Here is a 15133-nt window from a genome sequence, read left to right on the forward strand (position 1 = left end):
TAGATGAAATATTGCGGCGTTTTCCCTCTTGCTATTTTAGGTCGCGGGCGACCCGAAAGCCGTTCTGGTTCTGACGTACGCTGGCATCATATTTGAAACGGGTGGTCGACATCATGTAAGCCTCGCCATCGCGCCAGGAGCCGCCGCGTATGACGCGCACCCGGCACAGCGGATCGTCCCAGGCGCGGCCGTCGGATGGCGCACCCTTGTAGGAATTGTGCCAGCAATCGGCCACCCATTCCCAGACGCTGCCATTCATGTCGTGCAGCCGGTAGGGATTGGCGGCGAAGGAGCCGGCTTTCGCTGGCCCATCCAGGCTCCAGGGCGGGCCGCAATCCTTGCAGTTGGCATTGCCGGCACGCATTTGCTGACCCCACCAGTAACGCGTGGCCGTGCCGCCGCGGGCCGCGTATTCCCATTCGGCCTCGGTCGGCAGGCGGTAGGGCTTGCCGCTGATCTTGGCCAGCCATTTTACGTACTGCTGGGCATCGTCCCAGCTGACGTCCCGCATTGGCGCATTGGCGGCACTGCCGTTGGTGGCGATGCGGGCACAGGCGCCGGCCGCGACGCAGGTATTCCACTGTTCCACCGTCACTTCCATTTTGCCGATCGCAAACGGCTTGCCGATCGTCACCTGGTGCGCGGGCCGTTCGGAAATGTCGTCGGTGTTGCTGCCCATGATGAAAGCGCCGGCCGGCAGGGCGAGTAGGCTCGGACATTCCTTGCAATCCTTGACCTCGCTCAGACCGGCAACTGGTGCCGGTGGCTTTTCAGCGGGCGCGGGCTGTGGCGGGACAGCAGCTTGCGGTCTGGCAGGGGAAGCGGGGCGTGCCGGTGCAATTGGCGCAGCAACGGGAGGCTTCACCGCTGGTGCCGGCCGGGCTGCCGGCGTCTCGAGCTTGGGCTTCGTTGCCCGCAAGCGGGCGATGCGGGCGCGCGCCAGTGCGGCAAAGCGGCCTTTCGGATAGGCTTGCAGGTAGGCTTCGTAATCGCTGGCATCGCTGCTGTCCTTGATCGATTCCCAGAACGTCAGCTCGTATTGCTCGGCGCTATCCTTGGGAAGCACTCCCGCCAGCTGGATCGAGGGCGTGCTGCGCAAGGCGTGTCCGTCCTCGCCAGCGACCGCGTCTTGTGCGCACAGGCTGACGACAAGACAGACCACCATGAATGTTTGCCTCATGTTCCAGCCTTTGACAGAAGAAATATCCGTCTGCCAATTTATCGTTGAACTATCACGTTCAACTCTGTTTATATCAAAGTGTCAGCGTGTTGATTTGATAAATTCAGTCTAGCGCATGGGACGTCGGCCGCAATGCCTGTCGTTGCCGGGGGTGTCTATGGCGCCTATGTTTTTTTTGCGAGAGCCTGCTGGCGGGCGATTTTCCCCATGATCCCTGCCCATGATGCGGGCGCATTTTTTTGCACTCATTTTCGGAAGAGGCGCGGTATGACGGGACTGTTGAAAACCCTCGTGTCTTTGGCCTTGTCGATGGCGATGCTGGCGCCCCAGTTCGCGACCGCCGCCGGCACAGCGTCGCCGCAGAACGCGCAAGTGTATTTCATCTGGCCTGGCGATGGCACGGTCATTCAAGGCGGAAAATTCTGGTTGCGCATGGGCTTGCGCAACATGGGGGTGGCCCCCAAAGGCGTCGATTTTCCTAATGTCGGCCATCACCATTTGATCATTGATGCCGAATTGCCAGCCATGGATCAGCCCATCCCGTCGGACCGCAACCACCTGCATTTCGGCGCCGGCGAAACCGAGGCGCGCATTGAACTACCGCCAGGAAAGCATACCCTGCAACTCTTGCTGGGCGACCGCGACCACAGGCCGCATGACCCTCCCGTGGTTTCGAAAAAAATCACGATTACCGTACGCTGAACCGCAAGACCGAGCGGGAGCCAATCATGTCATCCATTTCCAGATTTTTCCTTGCGGCCGCACTTGCGGCCGTGCTGAGCCCAACCGCTTTCGCCGGCGATACACCGGCGCCCGCCAATGTCTGGTTGTATATCGGCTGGCCCAATAATGGCGAAGTGCTTGCCGCGGGTAAACCGTTTCGTGTCTGGTTCGGCTTACGCAACATGGGCGTCGCGCCGAAAGGCGTGGAATTTCCCAATACCGGACACCACCATCTTCTGATCGACACCGAATTGCCGGCGCTCGGCCAGCCCATTCCCTCGGACCGCAATCACCTGCATTTTGGCGCCGGTGAAACCGAGACGATGGTGGAACTGCCACCGGGAAAACATACCTTGCAATTGCTCATGGGCGACGACAAGCATATTCCGCACAATCCCCCGGTCTATTCCAAAAAAATTACGATTACCGTCAAATAGGACATGGCATTTTACGGATACAGGCTCGTTGCATTGTCTTGTGGCAGGCCCGCGCTGGAACTGGCGTTTTGGCTCAAGGTCGAATCCTCGACAGTCTCGTCGAACAAGCCGTCCTGGCGTGACGGGGACAGTAAAGGGTGCGCAGATGGATACCACCACACGGATACGGGAGCCGCAGGGCGCGGTCATGGCTTACCTGGAAGTCATCGGATCCGGCGCTGTTAAATCCTCGGTATTTCCCCTGCATGATGAAGTCGTGATTGGCCGCGATCCCCAGGATTCCCTGGCCCTGGACCATTTTCTCTGCATTCCGGAACACACCGTCAGCCGGCGCCATGCGCGTATCATGCGGCGCGGCGACACCTATTTTGTCGAAGACCTGCATTCCTTTAATGGCACCTATGTCCTGGGTAACCGCCTGGCGCCGGGCGCCTGGCAGCCGCTGCATGAAGGCGACGAGCTCTCCGTGCCGTCGGCGCGCATGGTGTTCCACTCCCTGATCGTGCCGGCGCAGGACAGTATGCCAAGCGTCATCACCAAAGTGGTCGATGCCACGCAATATGCGCAAACCATGCAGCCCAGCCAGAACACCAGCCAAGCCGACATGCAGCGGCTGGTGCACAAGCTGCATGCGATGGCGCAAGTGGGAATCGCGCTGGGGGCCGTGACCGACCGCGCCACCCTGACTGAAAAGATCATGATCTTCATCTTCGATCTTTTTCCGCTGGCTGAACGCGCGTTCATCCTCCTGAAAAAAAACGAGGGCGAGGCGCTGCTGCCGGTGGCGGCGCGCCGCCGTGATGGCACCGTGGAAGACCCGGAGCGAGTACGCATTTCGCACACCATCGTCAATGAAGTGGTCAACAAGAAGCAAGCCATCCTGTCGGTGGATACCTTGTCCGATCGCTACTTCGGTTCGCAGGAATCGATCATCGCCCAGGCTATCCGCAGCGTCATGTGCGTGCCGCTGCTGCTGGAAGGCGAATGTCTCGGCCTGATCCAGGTCGACACCTCGTCCGACCCGTACGCCTTCAAGGAGCAGGACCTGGAAATGCTGACAGGGGTCTGCGCCGAGGCGGCGGTCGCCCTGAAGAATTTCCAGCTGTATTCCGATATCGAGCGCCTGCTCGACGGCTTCGTTCGCGCCTCGGTGCAGGCGATCGAGGAACGCGACCCGGTCACTGCCGGCCATTCTTTCCGGGTGTCCGCCTACGCCGAGCATTTCGCGATGGCGGTGGACCGCGCCGACAGCCCCGAGCTGCGCCAGCTGGTGTTTTCCAAGGACCAGCTGCGCGAGATCCGTTACGCCGCGCTGCTGCACGACTTCGGCAAGGTCGGCGTGCGCGAGCATGTATTGCGCAAGGAAAAGAAGCTGCACCATGCCGACATGCGCATGCTGGAGCACCGCTTCCGGCATGCGCGCGCCTGCCTGGAGCGCAAGGCCTGGCGCCAGCTGGCCGACCTGCACCTGGAGCGCGGCCTCAGCATGGCGGCCTTCCGCGCCGAGAAGGAACGTGTCGAGCAGGAATTGTTGCAGGAATCTGCACGCCTGGACGGCTTCCTGGCCGCAATACGGCGTGCCAATGAACCGGCCATTTCCGTCACCGAGGCTGCAGGTGAACTGCGCGAAGTGCTGGGCTACGCCTATCCGGAGGAAGCGGGCGTTGCCGCCCCCCTGCTGGGCGAGGATGAATTCCTCGCGCTCAGCATCACCAAGGGCTGCCTGACCGCCGACGAGCGCAAGCAGATCGAAGAGCATGTGGTCGATTCCTATTCCTTCCTGATCCTGATCCCCTGGACCCGCGACCTGGCCGGGGTGCCGTCGATCGCCCACGGCCACCATGAAAAACTGGATGGCTCCGGCTACCCGATGGGCTTGAAGGGCGACCAGATCTGCGTGCAGACGCGCATGCTGACCATCTGCGACATCTACGATGCGCTCACCGCCCCCGACCGCCCATACAAGAAATCGGTGCCGGTGGAGCAGGCGCTGGATCTGATGTGGCTTGAATGCAAGGCGGGACATCTCGATTCCCGTCTGTTCAATGTATTTGTCGAATCCAGGGCATGGGCGGCCGCATGAAAACTTTCCTTTCCGCGGGGTTGTGCGCAGCGCTCCTGAGCGCCTGCGCCGATGTCAGCATGCCGGCCTACCGGCAACCCGAAACCCCGACCAAGGCCGGCTGGTCGCAGTCGCAGCAGGCCGGCGCCACCGTCACTGCGCCAGCCGCCATCTCGCCGGACTGGTGGCGCGAATTCCACGACCCCACTCTGGACGATCTGGTGGCCAAGGCGATATCCGGCAACTTCGACATCAAGGTGCTGGCCGCGCGCATCAATGTCGCCAGCGCGCAGATCGGCGAAGCCCGCGCCGGCGCGCTACCGACCCTGGATGCTGGCGCCGGCGCCAGCTTCGAAAAAAGCACCGGACAAAAATTCACCAAGCAATTCAACCTCGCCACCCAGGTCAACTGGGACATCGACATCTGGGGCAAGGTGGCCAAGGGCGTGCAGGCCCAGACCGCCGAGTTCCGCGCCACCGAAGCCGACTGGCGCGCCGGTTACCTGACGCTGGTGTCGGATGTGTCGACGACCTATTTCCAGATCCTGCAGTTCGACGAACAGATCGACCAGCAGCGCAAAACCCTGGAAAAAAACCGCCAGATTCTCGCCACCTTCGAAGCCATGCTGCAAAACGGCCTGGTGCCGCAAACACGGGTGCTGCAGCAACGCGCCGAGATCAATCGCCTGAGCAACGATCAGCTGGAACTGGACCGTTTGCGCAAGCTGGCCGGCAATGCGCTGTCGACCCTGGTGGGCGTGCCGGCCGGCGACTTCATCCTGCCTACCGGCCAGCTGCAGAAAACGGTGCAGCTGCCGCCGGTGCCGGCAGGCCTGCCGTCCGAGCTTCTGAAGCGTCGCCCTGATATTGTCGCCGCCGAGTATCGGGTGTTGTCGGCCTACGATCTGGTGGGGCAGGCCAAGCTGGCGCAACTGCCTTCGATCAGCCTGACCGGGCGTGGCGGCAGCGCCAGCTTTGCGCTGGGAAGCCTGCTCAAGTCCTTCACCCTCGGCTTTCTGCCCAGTATAAATTTCCCCATCTTCGACCCTAGCGTGAAAGCCCGCATCAAGACCAGCGAAGCGCAGACCCAGGTGTTTGAACAGGAATACCGGCGCACCGTGATGGCCGCCTTCGAGGAAGTCGAGAACGCGCTGGTGAACCTCGATTCCCACAAAAAGCAGCGGGTCGAGCTGCAGCAGGCAGTGGATAACCTGAACATCGTGGCGGCGCAAGTCCAGGCCCAATTGAAGGAAGGCCTGGTGTCTCAGCTGGAACTGTTCGAGACGGAGCGTTCACTACTGGGTGCGCAACTGGCCCTGTTGGCCAACCACCAGCAACTGCTGTCGGATACGGTGACCTTGTACAAGGCCATGGGTGGCGGCTGGCCGACCGTCGACGTCGCCAGTTCCGTCAAGGACCAGTAAGCGGACGCATGCATGGCACAGCCGACCATTGTCCCCGACAGCGCGCCGCGCACCGGCATGCCGCCATTGCCAGCCTGTGCCATCCTGCTGCAGCCGGTCTCGCACCCGGAACTGGGCGAGATCCGCATCGACGACAGCCTGTTTGCCATCGGCCGCACCGAAGCGCCATTCGTCGCCTACCCGCCCGAAATCGTCGCCGACCTGTCGCGTCGCCACGCCAGAATTTTTGCCGAATCCGGCACGGTGTACCTGGCCGACCTCGACAGCAAGAATGGCACCACGGTCAACGGCGTCAGCGCGCAGCAGAAAATCACCCGCCTGGCGAACGGCGACGAGATCTGCTTTGCCGGCCGGCTATCCTACCGGGTAAGCTTGCGCCAGGCGAACGCGGCGCCAGCGCACGGCGCGAAACTGGCCAGCCTGAGCCTGATCCCGGAACGCAACGACCTCGGCCTGCAGCCGATCGTCATCTCCCGCTTCCCATTTTTAATCAGCAAGAGCGACGATAGCTTTGCCCGCTACAGGCAGGATCATCCGCACCAGGTGAATTACCTGTCGCGCCGCCATGCCCATATCTTCGTCAAAGGCGGCGATCCCTTTATTGAAGATCTCGGCAGCACCAATGGCACTTTCGTCAACGGCAAGCGCCTGGACGAACATGCCGTGCCCTTGCACGAGGGGGATGTGCTGGCCATCGGCGGCCATCACTTCGTCTACACGCTCAGCCTGCAGCAGGAGGCGACGACGCTGGAGCCAACCGTAACCCGGCTGGATGCAGCGGCGCGCGCCAGTGCCACCGGTGTAGCTGCCAGTGTGCCGCTTGCCGGCGCCGCCGCAATGGCGCCGGCAAGCACAGCCGGTAGCGCAGGCGGGGCAGGCACGGCAGCGGCCGGCAGCGCGGCGGACAGTGACAAGACGACCTTCGTGGCGGCAGCCGGATCGTTCCTGGATATTTTTTGCGTGGATCACGGCAGGCCGCAGGAGGATGAAGTCAACCGTGACGCGCAGCAGGCAGGCGGCACGGCCGGGCAAGGCGCCGAGCGCTTGCCCGGGCAGCAGGGCGGGGCGCGCGGCAAGCTCGCCGTGTTCGCCGCCGAACTGGCGCAGGCCTTCGGCGGCGGCGAACGCCGCCTCGGTCTGGGCGAAAAATGGTGGCGCCTGCCGGCCCTGGCCGGTGCGCTGCTGACCGCTGCCGTGCTGGCCTATCTTGCCAACGATCCCGAGCGTGAATTGCGCGGCATGCTGGACGATGGCGAATATGCGCGCGCCGCCACGGCGGCGGCCGGGTACCTCGCACAAGCACCTGAGCAGGCGCAGTTGAGAGCGCTCGGCACGGAAGCCTTGCTCAAGGCTAAGGTGCCGCAATGGCAGGCGCTATTGCGGGCGCGCCAGTTTCAGCGCGCCGATGCGGCGCTGGCCGAGATGAAGCAACTGGCGCGCAACAATGCCGACGTCCAGCCGCTGCTGGCCGAACTGGAATGGGTCGGCCGGCTGGAGCAATTCGTGGTGGCGCGCGGCGGCGCTGAACAGCCGGTGCTGGATGGTGGCGTGGGCGCCGATAGCGCCGGCATCCAGCGCCTGCTGCGACAATGGGACGACGACACGCTTGGCCATCAGCAGGCTTTTGCCATTATTTCATCGTATGTCCCGGAATTCCGCGACCAGTATGCGCAGGCGCTCAGCCATGTGCGCAAGCTGGCGCTGTTAAGCGGCCAGCAAACGAAAGGAGGGCAGGACAATGGCGACCAGCGTCAGCCGCCTGAAGTCGCTCACTGAGGCGCTCGAGGACCACAGCGCCGAAGGCATCGCGATCCTTTCCGCCGAACCCTCGCGCTACATCCATGCCGCTGTGGTGGCCACCGCGGCGCTGGTGCTGGTGGCGCTGCTCTGGTCCTTTTTCGGCCACGCCGACGTCATCGTTACTGCCCCGGGCACGCTCTGGCCGAAATCGGAAGTGCGGCGATTCTATGCGCCGATCGACGGCGAACTGGCCAATATCTACATTGCCGAAGGCCAGCCCGTGCTCAAGGGCGACGTCATGGCCCGCCTCAATGCCCGTGGCGCCATCGAAGCGGCCACCAATGCGCTTGACGCCCAGCTGAAAATGGAATCTGCCGAGCGCGAATGGCGCGAATTTCCCGAAAAAAAGGCGCTGTTGCAGCGCCGTGCCGACGCCCTGAAGGACGCGGTCGCAGTCGAAGAGCGCCAGCACCAGCAGCGGCTGGCAGAGGGCACCAGCAGCCTGGCCCAGGGCCAGCAGGCACAGCTGCAGGAGGCCCGCACCAATGTCGATGAAGCGCGCCGCGCACGCGATGCCGCAAAACTGGAAGCGGAAAAATTCCAGCGCCTGTTCGCCATGCCGGGCGGCGGCGGCGTTTCGCAATTGCAGGTCGAAGGCAAGAAGAATGCCCTGCTGGCGGCGGAAAACGCCTTGCGCGTGGCGCAGTCGCGGGTCAGCGAGCTGGGGGCGCGCCAGAGCCTGGAATCCACCCAGGCCCGCTCGCAGCTGGAAACCAGCGGCCAGCAGTTGACCAGCCTGCGCCTGCAGCAGGAAGCTGCCGAGAAGGAAGTGGCCAACGTCGAGGAAAAGCTGCGCCTGCAGGTCCAGACCGCGCGCCTGGTGGCTGACGCTGCCGCCCGCATTCGCTTCGAGAACATCGACAAGGATAATTTTCTGCTGATTATCGCCCCGGTGGACGGCGTCATCACCGATGTCACGTCTACCCAGCCCGGCGACAAGATCCAGGCCAACACCCCGCTGGGCGGCATTGCCCCCAAGGATGCCAAGCCCATCGTGAAAGTCGAGATTGCCGAACACGACCGCGCGTTCCTGAAGGAGGGCTTGCCGGTCCAGCTGAAATTCAACGCCTTTCCCTACCAGCGTTATGGCTTGATCAAGGGGACGCTCGAATACATCTCGCCGGCCACCAAGCCCTCACCGGAAACCAAGCTGCCGGTCTACGAGGGACGCATCACCCTGGCGCGCGACCATTACCTGGTCGGCGACAAGAAATATCCGCTACGCTATGGCATGACGGCGGCGGCCGAGGTCGTCGTGCGCGAGCGGCGCCTGATCGACCTCGCGCTGGACCCGTTCAGGGATATCGGCGGCTGATGGCGGGCCGGGCGCAACGCCGCTTAAATGCCGCCGCTTACTTGAGCAGACCTTCGGTCTTCATCGCTGCGCGTACGCCAGAGCGATCGGCGACGCGGGCCATGAACGCCGGAATATTGACCCATTTACTCAGGTCAAGCTTGACGAGGCCAGCCCAGCTCAGGGCCGTGAATAGATAGGCATCGGCGACCGTATAACGCTCGCCCGCGACGTATGGCTGCTTTTCCAGCGAGGCTTCCAGCGCCTTCAGACGCCGTTCGATCGTGGCGGTCTGGACGACTTTCATTTCGGCCGTCATCTGCGGATTGAACAGGGCGCCGATCTGCTTGTGGACTTCGGTCGCCACAAAGTTCAGCGCCGACATTTGCTGGTAGCGCTCGGTGGTCCCGGCTTTCGCCACCAGGCCGGATTCCGGTTTGAGGTCGGCGAGGTATTGGCAGATTACGCCGACTTCGGTAATGACCTGGCCATCGTCCAGCTCCATTGCAGGGACATAGCCTTTCGGATTGATTTTCCAGTAATCGTCGCCGGCCGCAGTTTTTTTGGTGGGGATATCGACCCGTACCAGTTCCAGTGGTATGCCGACTTCGCAGGCGACGATATGCGGGGCGAGGGAGCAGGCGCCGGGAGAGTAATACAGCTTCATCAAGGTTTCCTTTTATTTAGAGTGTGTATTGTTGACGGAATTGGGTGGGAATGCGATTTCTAATGGGAAACTTTATCACACAAGAATTAATTTTTTTGGAAGGCAGGAATGTCGAAAATATTGGAAAAGCCGGGATCACTCCGGCAGCAGCATCACCAGCTTCAAATTGGGCAGGCAGTGCCGAGTAATGTGAACCGCAACGGCTTCGGAGGCGTCATGGCGTTGGGCTGAACTTTGCTCGCAAGGCGGCATTGGAAAGATGCATGGCCCGTGTAAGGCTTACGATGCCAGAGTAGGATTTACATTAGCCCTCGTTGCATTTCACGCAATGCACGCCGTCCTTCTGCCAGGTCCTGCCAGGAAATGCAGGATTTGGAGGAAAAAAAACAAATAATTGCCTACTTGGCCGCAACATCTGGCTTGCGGCTGCTGCTGGCATGACTAATGCGTTTATTACCTTTCCCGGTGCTTACCGGATTTATCCTATACAGGAGATTAATCATGGCCAACCAGGACCAGCAAAATCCCAAGCAGCAGAACCCAAAACAGCAGAATCCAAAACAGCAGAATCAGAACATCAACCCATCAACTTCACCGGACAAGAAGCAACAGAACCAGAATCTGGGGCAACAGAATCTAGGGCAGCAAAACCCGAAGCAGCAAAACCAGAATCTGAACCAGCAAAATCCGAATCAACAAAATCCGAAACAGCAGAACCTGAATCAGTCAAATCAGAGCCAGCAGGATAAGAGCAAGAGCAAGCAGGACAAGAACCGTTAATCCACCTGGAACATTTCCCCGGCTTCCGAAGGAGGTCGGGTGTAATTCATGGATCGGAAATGGACGACAATGCCGGGGAAGTGACTGAAATCTATGCGACGTTGGCTGGCAGAGTCGATGACGATATGGTGCAGCGATTCTTCAAGCAACTGGCAAATGCCGTTTCCAACGGTGTGCAAAGTCTGCACCTGATGGTCCAGTCAACGGGCGGCATTATCAGTGAGGGCATTGCCCTCTATAATTATTTAAGGTGCCTGCCCATCGAACTTACGACTTACAACACCGGCACAGTACAGTCCATCGCCGTCATTGTATTTTTGGCGGGAAGCAAAAGAAAAGCCTCCAGAACGGCAACTTTCATGCTGCACAAGGCGACATTCTATGCAGGTTCGCCCACCACTTCTTTCCAGCTCAGTGCGGCAACGCAGTCCTTGATGGTGGATGATGGCAGGATCGAAAGCATCCTCAAGCAATACATTGCGATGCCAGAAGAAAAATGGGACGTCCATCGGTTTGTCGATCTGTTCATCACGGCAGACGAGGCGCTGAAATTTGGCCTGATTGACGAGATTGCCGATTTTGCACCGCCGCCCGGAGCGATGCTGATCAATATCTGAAACAGACGTCCCCTGCCTTCAAAAATGGCGCTTCACAATTTCGCTGAAGGCCTCTTCCGCTGACATTCCCTTCTTCATCAGTTCAGTGATTTCGTCGGAATGGGCTTCAATCCCGCGCGGCAGCATTTGCCGGTTATTCTTGAAGTAAGCGTATTTTTCAGTATCCACCAAATCCTTGGCCTTGACTGCCGCCGCACTGCTTCGACTGCTGCCACTGCCGACACCACCCACGCGTGTCGTACCGCTTGCTTTACCGCCACCCGCCAGTGCTGTTTTGACCTGATCCAGCGTAATGACGCCGGTGGCGTTGCTCCCGGTAAATTCATTGTCTTGCGGGTGCAGCAAATGATGATTGTTGTCAAACGCCATTTTTTTGCCGGCGCTGTTAATGACTTGATAATTCGGGCCCTGTGCACTTCCGCCCAGCGTGAACTGGACCCGGTCGCCATAGGTTTCCATCTGGCGTATCACGTCCTTCAGGTAATCCCCCTTGAGGGTTTCAATCTTGCCATTCCAGCGTTTGTTTTTAGTCGTCGTCAAAATACGTTGTTCCAAAAAAGATAAGTAAATGCCTGTCCCAACAAATGCCTGTTCCAGGCTTACACTGGCTTCGGACCTTTACGATGCGGTGGTTTGGACTTTTGTTTGGCCGCCTCAGTAGTGCGACTCCCAGGGCCGCCATGGGGCTTGAAGGATGTCTTGTCGCCGAATGCCTTTTCGCTCACCCTGCGGTCGCCGCCTTTTTTCGGGGTGGATAACATGATTTTCTTGCCGGCTGCTTTGCCCGGGCCCGGCATCGGCGCCCGTCCGCCCGTCGGGCTGATGCCCAGCGCTTTTCCAGCCACCGTGACTGTTTTCAGATGTTCAAGGATTTCCTTGGGCATGCCTTCCGGTAAATCCAGCACGCTATAGTCATCGAATATTTCAATGCGGCCGATATATTTCGCATCCAGGCCGGCCTCATTGGCAACCGCGCCGACAATATTGGCAGGCTTGACGTTGTGTGCATGGCCGACTTCAATCCGGTAAGTCACCATGCCGACATCAGTCTTGCGCTCAATGCGTTCTTTCTTCGTCGGGGCCGGGTGTTCCGTTACTTCAGCTGAAACTGCAGCTGAAACTGCAGCTGAAACGGCAGCTGGTGCCGGTCGCTCCTTGCGTGCCGGTTTTTCTGCCGGCTTGCCAGCAGCGCCTCCCGCCTGCGCGCCATCGCGGCTGATGTGTAGTTGTTGGCCAGCCACCCAGACCGTCTTGAGGTGATTGAGCATGTCTGGCGGGAGATCGTCAGGCATATCCAGCGTGCTGTAGTCGTCATAGATTTCGATGCGGCCGATATATTTGGCATCCAGTGACGCCTCGTTGGCAATCGCGCCGACGATATTGCCGGGCTTGACGCCATGCGCATGTCCCACCTCGATGCGATAAGTCTGCATGCCGGCATCGGGCGCGCGCACTACCCGTTCCTTCTTCGGGAAGGCCGGGCGCTCGGCCTGATCCCGGCGCTCATGGCGTTCCATCCGCTCCGGTCGATCGCCCCGCTCAAACCTGCCCATCTGGGCCGGCCGCTCATCCGCCCAGGAACGTTCTCCCTGCGGCTCACGCTTGTTCTTGTCGAGCAATAGCGGCACATCGCCGCGCGCCAGTTTTGCCAGTGCAGCAGCTATTTCAGACGCTGGCACATTGTTTTCGCGCTCGAAATCCTCAATCAGCGACTGGAAGGTCTCCAGTCCGCCGGCAGCCAGCGTTTCGCTGATCTGATCCTTGAACTTGGCGATCCGCACATCGTTGACTGCCTGAATGCTCGGCAATTCCAGTGCCGATACCGGCTGCCGGGTTGCGCGTTCGATGGCCTTGAGCAAATTCCTCTCACGTGGCGTGATGAACAGGATTGCCTCGCCACTGCGTCCGGCGCGGCCGGTGCGGCCGATGCGGTGGGTATAGCTTTCCGGATCGTGCGGCACATCGTAATTGATGACGTGGCTGATGCGCTCGACATCCAGTCCGCGCGCGGCCACATCCGTGGCGACCAGGATATCGATCTTGCCATCCTTGAGTTGCTGGATGGTGCGCTCGCGTTGTTGCTGCTGGATGTCGCCGTTGATCGCCGCCGCAGAAAAGCCGCGCGCCTGCAATTTGCCGGCCAGTTCCTCGGTGCCCAGCTTGGTGCGCGCGAAGATAATCATGCCATCGAAGGTCTCGGCCTCGAGGATGCGCGTCAGCGCGTCGAGCTTGTGCATGCCGCTGACCAGCCAGTAGCGCTGGCGAATATTGTCAGCTGTCCCGGTCTTGGCGGCAATCGTGACTTCCGCCGGATTGCGCAGGTAGGTTTGCGCAATGCGCTTGATCGCGGACGGCATGGTCGCGGAAAACAGGGTGGTCTGGCGAGTTTGGGGCGTCTTTTGCAGGATCGTTTCGACATCATCGATGAACCCCATGCGCAGCATTTCATCGGCTTCATCGAGCACCAGGGTTTTCAGTTGCGACAGGTCCAGCGAATTCTTTTCCAGGTGATCGATCACCCGCCCAGGCGTACCGACCACCACATGGACGCCCCGGCGCAAGGCGCTCAACTGCGGGCCGTAGCTCTGGCCGCCATAAATCGGCAGCACATGAAATCCGGGGATATGGGTCGCATAACGCTGAAAGGCTTCGGCCACCTGGATCGCCAGTTCGCGCGTTGGCGCCAGCACCAGCGCCTGCGGCGTGGTTTGCCGCAGATCGATGCGGGACAGGATCGGCAATGCAAAGGCGGCCGTCTTGCCCGTACCCGTTTGCGCCTGACCAAGCACGTCGCGATTGTCCAGCAGGATGGGAATCGTCGCCGCCTGGATCGGCGATGGCGTTTCGTAGCCCAACTCCTTCAATACCCGAACCAGGGGTTCGCTCAGGTTCAGGTCGGAAAATAAGGGGATGGGGGTATCAGACATGGTGGCACTCACGGAGTTGTTCAATTCAAGGTAGGCGAAACAATAGGGTGGTTAGTTTACTCTGTTGTTGCGTCGCGCAGCACCTCAAGCGTGAAAACGAATTACCCAAGCCATGCATTTATAGCGCATACTGAAATAGTAATAGTGTTTTCGGACTACCCATTTCATCAATGCGTTTCACCGCAAAATCCTGCTCGGGCATCAAAGTTTTACCGGGCATTGACTTTCTCGCAGTCGATCTGCCGGGCCTCATGCTTGGCAACAGGCTAACAGTTGCGGGCTGGATAGAAGCGTAATGTGCGCGTTTTGTCCTGTTCCGCACAATACCAATACTTGACGAGAAGAGGGTATGAACATGGCGAAAATGGATATCGGAAATGCAGTCGACGCGGTTTCCAGCCTGCGGGCCTTGCGTGTGGTCTTGACCGACGATCTCGACGATATTGAGAACTCGATCTATGATCTGGGGCAATCCGGCAGGGCTGACTCCAACGGCGGCATGGATGAGTTGAAGGTCTATTGCGTTGCACGCGCCGCCTTGTACAGCGGCCTGGCCAGCATTAATGAAGTGCTTGGATGGGTGCACCTGATGGCAGAAAAAGATCCCGAAGGCAATGCGGCCGACCTTCTGCAGTCGCTGCCAACCGTAACGGTGCCATCAATTAATTAAAGGCTCAGGGACAGACGACTGTCCTTGCCGATGCCGGGGATGGCCGGCATGGGGGAGTGCATATGGTGGATAAAGAAAAGCCGTATTTTTCCGAAAATGGCGAATGGTCGCCTCAGGAGCGTGATTTCGCCAACCGTGCGGTGAATGAAATTGGTCTTGCTGCATGGCATGATTTGCTTCGGGTGCAAAAAAGCCAAGGCAATGACGCATTTGTACGAGCCGTCGCGCGACTTTGGCCCGATGGATTGCCGCCTAAGCTCAATTAACACGTACGACAGGTTTCCTGGTACTGCACCTGGCATCCTCAATAAAGGAGAACGTCAAATGGCAAAACCGAATTATGCATTTGAAAAGCGTCAGAAAGAGCTTGCAAAGAAACAAAAGCAGCAAGAAAAGCAGCAAAAAAAGCTTGCAACACAAAACGAACCGAGCCGTGATGATGTCACATCGCAGGCCCCACGCGGGATAGCCGGCCGCGATGTCTGAAGTCAATTGGCCAAGGATGCCGCAGGCACTGATCCTTATTCAGCAATCCAGACAATTCATCAAGGA

General features: G+C 59.8%; 16 protein-coding genes. 12 read left to right on the top strand and 4 right to left on the bottom strand.

From position 1 onward, the window contains the following. Nucleotides 1–31: 31 nt before the first annotated feature. The gene (locus D3878_RS01445) at nt 32–1180 is read right to left on the bottom strand and encodes a formylglycine-generating enzyme family protein (RefSeq protein WP_119783861.1); all 1149 of its coding nucleotides are present in this window, start codon (nt 1178–1180) and stop codon (nt 32–34) included. Nucleotides 1181–1447: 267 nt separating this feature from the next. On the opposite strand from D3878_RS01445, the gene D3878_RS01450 reads away from it, so the two are divergent. The 6 genes from D3878_RS01450 (at nt 1448) to D3878_RS01475 (ending at nt 8941) form a co-directional block, all read left to right on the top strand. Next, on the top strand, nt 1448–1882 hold the full coding sequence (locus tag D3878_RS01450) for a DUF4399 domain-containing protein (protein ID WP_119783862.1): 435 nt from the start codon (nt 1448–1450) through the stop codon (nt 1880–1882). A 26-nt stretch (nt 1883–1908) separates the two neighbouring features. Continuing rightward, nucleotides 1909–2340, top strand: coding sequence for a DUF4399 domain-containing protein (locus D3878_RS01455; protein ID WP_119783863.1), 432 nt, complete (start codon nt 1909–1911; stop codon nt 2338–2340). Nucleotides 2341–2485: 145 nt separating this feature from the next. Beyond that, on the top strand, nt 2486–4423 hold the full coding sequence (locus D3878_RS01460; protein WP_119783864.1) for an HD domain-containing phosphohydrolase: 1938 nt from the start codon (nt 2486–2488) through the stop codon (nt 4421–4423). Further along, entirely contained in the window at nt 4420–5826 is a 1407-nt protein-coding gene (locus tag D3878_RS01465; protein WP_233556192.1) for an efflux transporter outer membrane subunit, read from the top strand. The genes D3878_RS01460 and D3878_RS01465 overlap by 4 nt, the downstream gene beginning before the upstream one ends. Before the next feature lie 12 nt (nt 5827–5838). After that, nucleotides 5839–7602: an FHA domain-containing protein gene (locus D3878_RS01470; RefSeq protein WP_119787639.1), complete on the top strand. Its 1764-nt coding sequence runs from the start codon at nt 5839–5841 to the stop codon at nt 7600–7602. Next, entirely contained in the window at nt 7565–8941 is a 1377-nt protein-coding gene (locus D3878_RS01475; RefSeq protein ID WP_119783866.1) for a beta-barrel domain-containing protein, read from the top strand. The genes D3878_RS01470 and D3878_RS01475 overlap by 38 nt, the downstream gene beginning before the upstream one ends. A gap of 37 nt (nt 8942–8978) precedes the next feature. On the opposite strand, the gene gstA is transcribed toward D3878_RS01475, so the two are convergent. Next, a complete protein-coding gene (gene gstA / locus D3878_RS01480) occupies nt 8979–9587 on the bottom strand; it encodes a glutathione transferase GstA (protein WP_119783867.1) in 609 nt (202 codons plus the stop codon). 62 nt (nt 9588–9649) lie between these two features. Between gstA and D3878_RS24545 the strand changes: the two genes are divergently transcribed. The 3 genes from D3878_RS24545 to D3878_RS01490 all read left to right on the top strand — a co-directional run bounded on the left by D3878_RS24545 (nt 9650) and on the right by D3878_RS01490 (nt 10984). Further along, the gene (locus D3878_RS24545) at nt 9650–9775 is read left to right on the top strand and encodes a hypothetical protein (protein WP_274381891.1); all 126 of its coding nucleotides are present in this window, start codon (nt 9650–9652) and stop codon (nt 9773–9775) included. A 313-nt stretch (nt 9776–10088) separates the two neighbouring features. Beyond that, nucleotides 10089–10367 carry a hypothetical protein gene (locus D3878_RS23645; protein WP_158592147.1) on the top strand — a complete coding sequence of 93 codons (279 nt, stop codon included), beginning with the start codon at nt 10089–10091 and terminating at the stop codon, nt 10365–10367. 59 nt (nt 10368–10426) lie between these two features. Beyond that, entirely contained in the window at nt 10427–10984 is a 558-nt protein-coding gene (locus D3878_RS01490) for an ATP-dependent Clp protease proteolytic subunit (protein ID WP_119783868.1), read from the top strand. Nucleotides 10985–11002: 18 nt separating this feature from the next. Here D3878_RS01490 and D3878_RS01495 read toward each other — a convergent pair whose 3' ends face one another. Continuing rightward, nucleotides 11003–11539 carry a hypothetical protein gene (locus D3878_RS01495; protein WP_233556193.1) on the bottom strand — a complete coding sequence of 179 codons (537 nt, stop codon included), beginning with the start codon at nt 11537–11539 and terminating at the stop codon, nt 11003–11005. A 44-nt stretch (nt 11540–11583) separates the two neighbouring features. Continuing rightward, complete coding sequence (locus D3878_RS01500) at nt 11584–13911, bottom strand: DEAD/DEAH box helicase (RefSeq protein ID WP_119783869.1); 2328 nt, start codon at nt 13909–13911, stop codon at nt 11584–11586. A gap of 349 nt (nt 13912–14260) precedes the next feature. Between D3878_RS01500 and D3878_RS01505 the strand changes: the two genes are divergently transcribed. The 3 genes from D3878_RS01505 (at nt 14261) to D3878_RS23960 (ending at nt 15067) form a co-directional block, all read left to right on the top strand. After that, nucleotides 14261–14581, top strand: a complete 321-nt coding sequence (locus D3878_RS01505; protein ID WP_147383860.1) for a hypothetical protein — start codon at nt 14261–14263, stop codon at nt 14579–14581. Between the two features lie 62 nt (nt 14582–14643). Then, nucleotides 14644–14847 (top strand): hypothetical protein, encoded by a 204-nt coding sequence (locus D3878_RS23365; RefSeq protein ID WP_147383861.1) that lies wholly within the window; start codon nt 14644–14646, stop codon nt 14845–14847. Between the two features lie 58 nt (nt 14848–14905). After that, nucleotides 14906–15067 carry a hypothetical protein gene (locus D3878_RS23960; protein WP_199688309.1) on the top strand — a complete coding sequence of 54 codons (162 nt, stop codon included), beginning with the start codon at nt 14906–14908 and terminating at the stop codon, nt 15065–15067. Nucleotides 15068–15133 lie beyond the last annotated feature (66 nt).

The sequence above is a fragment of the Noviherbaspirillum sedimenti genome (assembly GCF_003590835.1).
Classification (GTDB): Bacteria; Pseudomonadota; Gammaproteobacteria; order Burkholderiales; family Burkholderiaceae_D; genus Paucimonas; species Paucimonas sedimenti.